Below are 3,767 nucleotides of genomic sequence, written 5' to 3'. Positions count from 1 at the left end.
CCCCTGACCGAGACCCTGGTGCGGCGTGGCAAGGAGCAGGAATTGCGCAATGCGCTGTACCAGATTCGCGATGGTATCGACGCCTATAAGCGTGCCTTCGATGCCGGCTACATCGAGAAGTCGCTGAACAGCAGCGGCTACCCGCCGAACCTGAAAGTGCTGGTCGAGGGCGTGCGCGATGTGCGCAGCGCCAAAGGCGCCAAGTTCTACTTTTTACGCCGCATCCCGCGCGATCCGCTGGTACCGGCCAAACGTGATGACGAAGGGGGTTGGGGCATACGTGCCTACAACAGTTCGGCTCAGAACCCGCGCGATGGCGAAGACGTGTTCGACGTCTACTCCCACGCCCGGGGCAAGGGCCTCAACGGTGTCGCTTACCGCGAGTGGTGAACCTCATGCGCCGGGAAAAAGGTTTTACCTTGCTGGAGCTGATGGTGGTGATGGCGATCATCGCCACGCTGATGACCATCGCGCTGCCGCGCTACTTCAACAGCCTCGAAGCGTCGAAGGAAACCACGCTGCGCCAAAGTCTGTCGGCGATGCGTGAAGCGCTGGATCACTTCTACGGCGACACCGGCCGCTACCCGGATTCCATCGAGCAACTGATCGAACAACGTTACCTGCGCAGCGCGCCCCTTGATCCGATCACCGAACGCAAAGACCAGTGGGTGCTGATCGCGCCACCGGACGGCGTTGCGGGCGGCGTGGCCGACATCAAAAGCGGTGCTACCGGGAGGGCGCGTGATGGCAGCCAGTATGCCGAGTGGTAACCGCGCGCAGCAGGGTGGCTTCACTTACCTGGGCGTGCTGTTCCTGATTGTCGTGATGGGCATGGGCCTGGCCAGTGCCGGCGAATTGTGGTCGACCGCTTCGCGCCGCGATCGCGAGAAGCAATTGCTCTGGGTCGGCACCCAATACGCTCAGGCACTGCGCAGCTACTACCGCAGTTCGCCGGGGCTGGCGCAGTACCCGAAAGAGCTTGCTGACCTGCTCGACGATCAGCGTTTTCCTGAGGCCAGGCATCACCTGCGTCAGCTCTATCCGGACCCGATCGGTCAGGGTGAATGGGCGCTGCAACGCGGCTTCGACGGACGCATCACCGGCCTCAACAGCCCGTCGACGGAGCTGCCGTTGAAGCAGGCGGATTTCCCGACGCAGTGGTCGGACTTCGAAGGCATGCAGCGTTATTCGGACTGGCAGTTTGTTGCCGACAAAGCCTTCCTTGAGGGCACCAATGGCCCGGCCAAAGGCCAGTCGAACCTGCCGCAGGCGTTGCAGCCATGACTCGCCAATGGTGGTGCGCGCTGATCCTCACCGCTGTGGTGTGCTGCGCCCACGCCGGCGAAGAAGACGAAATGATGGGCTTCATCGTCGACGACACGATCTCGCACATCGGCCACGACTTTTACTACTCGTTCAGTGAACGCCTGCGTGACACCAGCCCGATGGATTTCAACCTGGTGGTGCGCGAGCGCCCCGACGCGCGCTGGGGCAGCCTGGTGACCGTGGAATATCAGCAACGCCTGGTTTATCGGCGCTTCCTGCCGCCGAACACCGTGGAACTGAAGGACGAGGCCTACGCGGCCGCCGACTGGGTTCGACGCCAGGTAGTCCAGCGCAAGCTGGAGGCTCTGTTGCAGGACACCACCGACCTTGAGAAGGACGAACTATGAACAGCACAACGTTCTCACGGCGCAGCGGATTCTGGACCTCGGGGTTGTTGATCGGGCTCGCCAGCGCCGCGGCTGTCCAGGCCACCGAACTGGTCTACACGCCGGTCAATCCATCGTTCGGCGGCAACCCGCTGAACGGAACCTGGCTGCTCAACAACGCCCAGGCGCAAAACGATTACGACGACCCGGACCTCAAGAGTCGTTCGAGCGTGGCCGGCACCTCGGCGCTGGAGCGCTTCACCAGTCAATTGCAATCGCGGCTGCTAGGGCAGTTGCTGGACAACATCTCCACTGGCAACACGGGGAGCCTGTCCACTGACTCTTTTATCGTCAACGTCATCGACGACTCCGGGGCACTGAGCATTGAAGTGACCGATCGAGCGACCGGTGAGGTTTCGGAAATTCAGGTGAACGGCCTCAACCCATGACGGGCTGACGGTTCCGGGGAGAGACGGACATGAAAAAGATCATCGCGCTAGGGCTGATGTTGGCGACATTACAAGGGTGCAGTCTGCGTGAGCCGATGCCGGCCGAGCAGGACACCGAAACCCCGACCCTGACTCCAAGGGCCTCGACTTATTACGACTTGCTGAAGATGCCGCGCCCCAAGGGGCGGCTGATGGCGGTGGTGTACGGCTTCCGTGATCAGACCGGGCAGTACAAGCCGACGCCGGCGAGTTCGTTTTCCACCAGCGTGACCCAAGGCGCAGCGTCGATGTTGATGGACGCGATGCAGGCCAGTGGCTGGTTTGTGGTACTGGAGCGGGAAGGGCTGCAGAACCTGTTGACCGAGCGCAAGATCATTCGCGCATCGCAGAAGAAGCCGAATACGCCGGTAAATATTCAGGGTGAGCTGCCACCGTTGCAGGCGGCGAACATGATGCTTGAGGGCGGGATCATTGCCTATGACACCAATGTGCGTAGCGGTGGGGAAGGGGCGAGGTATCTCGGGATCGATTTGCAGCGTGAATATCGGGTGGATCAGGTGACCGTGAATTTGCGCGCGGTGGATGTGCGTAGCGGGCAGGTGTTGGCGAATGTGATGACCAGCAAGACGATTTATTCGGTGGCGCGCAGTGCGGGGATTTTCAAGTTTATCGAGTTCAAGAAGTTGCTTGAGGCTGAGGTCGGGTATACGACTAACGAACCGGCGCAGTTGTGTGTGTTGTCGGCGATCGAGGCGGCGGTGGGGCATATGGTGGCGCAGGGGATTGAGCGGCGGTTGTGGCAGGTGGCGGGGGACGCTTCTGTGCCTTCGCAGGATGATGTTTTGAATCGGTATTTGAGCCAGAACAAGGTGGATCCGGAGGCGGAGTGAACGTGGCGGCCTTCGGGCCGACCAGGTTCTTGCCGATGTACTCGGTTCCCACTGTAGGAGCTAGCCTTGCTGGCGATAGCTATCTATGAAACGCTGATGCTTTTGCGGATGTACCAGAAATTTGTGGGAGCTGGCTTGCCAGCGATGGCGGCCTGATAGCCGACCAGGCTCTGGCTGGTGTACGCAGTTCCAATTGTGGGAGCGAGCTTGCTCGCGAAGGCTTTCTGTCAGGCGGTAGGGTTCTTTCTTATTGAGTACATATCCATTCCTGCGGTAACGACCACTTAGGGTTTCGCCCTTACGGCGACTCACTTTTTTTACAAACGCCTAAAAAAAGTAAGCAAAAAAACGCTTGCTCCTACGTGCGGCCCGCTCGCTGGGGCTCGGGGTTCCTTCGCTCCGGGACCGATCCGGGCGCAGCGCCTCCGGTTTGCTTCGCTGCACCTCCTCTCGCTGTGTTTGGCTGTGCCAAACGGTCGCTGCGCTCCCACGCCCGGATCAATCCCTACACTCAGCCTTCCGATGTCGCCCGTGGATCAAGATCAAAAGCAGGCGAGCTGACACTCGGCCTATTGAGTGGTGAAGAGCGGGGCGTAGTCGGCTTTGGATTTGTGGTGGATTTTCCCCTCACCCCAGCCCTCTCCCGAGGGAGAGGGTGCCGATTTTTGGGCCTTTCAAAATCTGAGTTCAACGGGGTATCGCACGTCGGCGTACCTCTCCCAAACCACTCGGTTGATCTGGCTTAATGATTCTGGACACCCTTAAAGGGCGGTAAT

General features: G+C 60.2%; 6 protein-coding genes. All 6 read left to right on the top strand.

The features are described from left to right. Positions 1-390 (top strand): general secretion pathway protein GspG (locus tag DBR24_RS21465; RefSeq protein ID WP_256591716.1); only part of this gene is annotated, 390 nt, incomplete at its 5' end. 5 nt (positions 391-395) lie between these two features. Then, positions 396-770: a type II secretion system protein gene (locus tag DBR24_RS21460; RefSeq protein WP_064588154.1), complete on the top strand. Its 375-nt coding sequence runs from the start codon at positions 396-398 to the stop codon at positions 768-770. Continuing rightward, positions 745-1,284, top strand: a complete 540-nt coding sequence (locus DBR24_RS21455) for a type II secretion system protein (protein WP_128615750.1) — start codon at positions 745-747, stop codon at positions 1,282-1,284. Before DBR24_RS21460 ends, DBR24_RS21455 begins: the two co-directional genes overlap by 26 nt. Continuing rightward, the gene (csgE, locus tag DBR24_RS21450) at positions 1,281-1,673 is read left to right on the top strand and encodes a curli production assembly/transport protein CsgE (protein ID WP_128615749.1); all 393 of its coding nucleotides are present in this window, start codon (positions 1,281-1,283) and stop codon (positions 1,671-1,673) included. Before DBR24_RS21455 ends, csgE begins: the two co-directional genes overlap by 4 nt. Then, positions 1,670-2,101, top strand: a complete 432-nt coding sequence (locus tag DBR24_RS21445; protein ID WP_128615748.1) for a curli assembly protein CsgF — start codon at positions 1,670-1,672, stop codon at positions 2,099-2,101. The genes csgE and DBR24_RS21445 overlap by 4 nt, the downstream gene beginning before the upstream one ends. A 29-nt stretch (positions 2,102-2,130) precedes the next feature. Next, positions 2,131-2,991 (top strand): CsgG/HfaB family protein, encoded by an 861-nt coding sequence (locus tag DBR24_RS21440; RefSeq protein WP_128615747.1) that lies wholly within the window; start codon positions 2,131-2,133, stop codon positions 2,989-2,991. Positions 2,992-3,767 lie beyond the last annotated feature (776 nt).

This window comes from Pseudomonas sp. HMWF006, from assembly GCF_003061205.1.
Classification (GTDB): domain Bacteria; phylum Pseudomonadota; class Gammaproteobacteria; order Pseudomonadales; family Pseudomonadaceae; genus Aquipseudomonas; species Aquipseudomonas monsensis.
The sequence above is the reverse complement of the archived record's forward strand: the minus strand, read 5'-3'. Positions and strand labels throughout refer to the sequence as shown.

What these genes read in the sequence shown, in the direction of transcription:
- DBR24_RS21460 (WP_064588154.1), top strand. Translation starts at nt 396, where the DNA reads ATGCGCCGGGAAAAAGGTTTTACCTTGCTGGAGCTGATGGTGGTGATG.
- DBR24_RS21455 (WP_128615750.1), top strand. Translation starts at nt 745, where the DNA reads ATGGCAGCCAGTATGCCGAGTGGTAACCGCGCGCAGCAGGGTGGCTTC.
- csgE (WP_128615749.1), top strand. Translation starts at nt 1,281, where the DNA reads ATGACTCGCCAATGGTGGTGCGCGCTGATCCTCACCGCTGTGGTGTGC.
- DBR24_RS21445 (WP_128615748.1), top strand. Translation starts at nt 1,670, where the DNA reads ATGAACAGCACAACGTTCTCACGGCGCAGCGGATTCTGGACCTCGGGG.
- DBR24_RS21440 (WP_128615747.1), top strand. Translation starts at nt 2,131, where the DNA reads ATGAAAAAGATCATCGCGCTAGGGCTGATGTTGGCGACATTACAAGGG.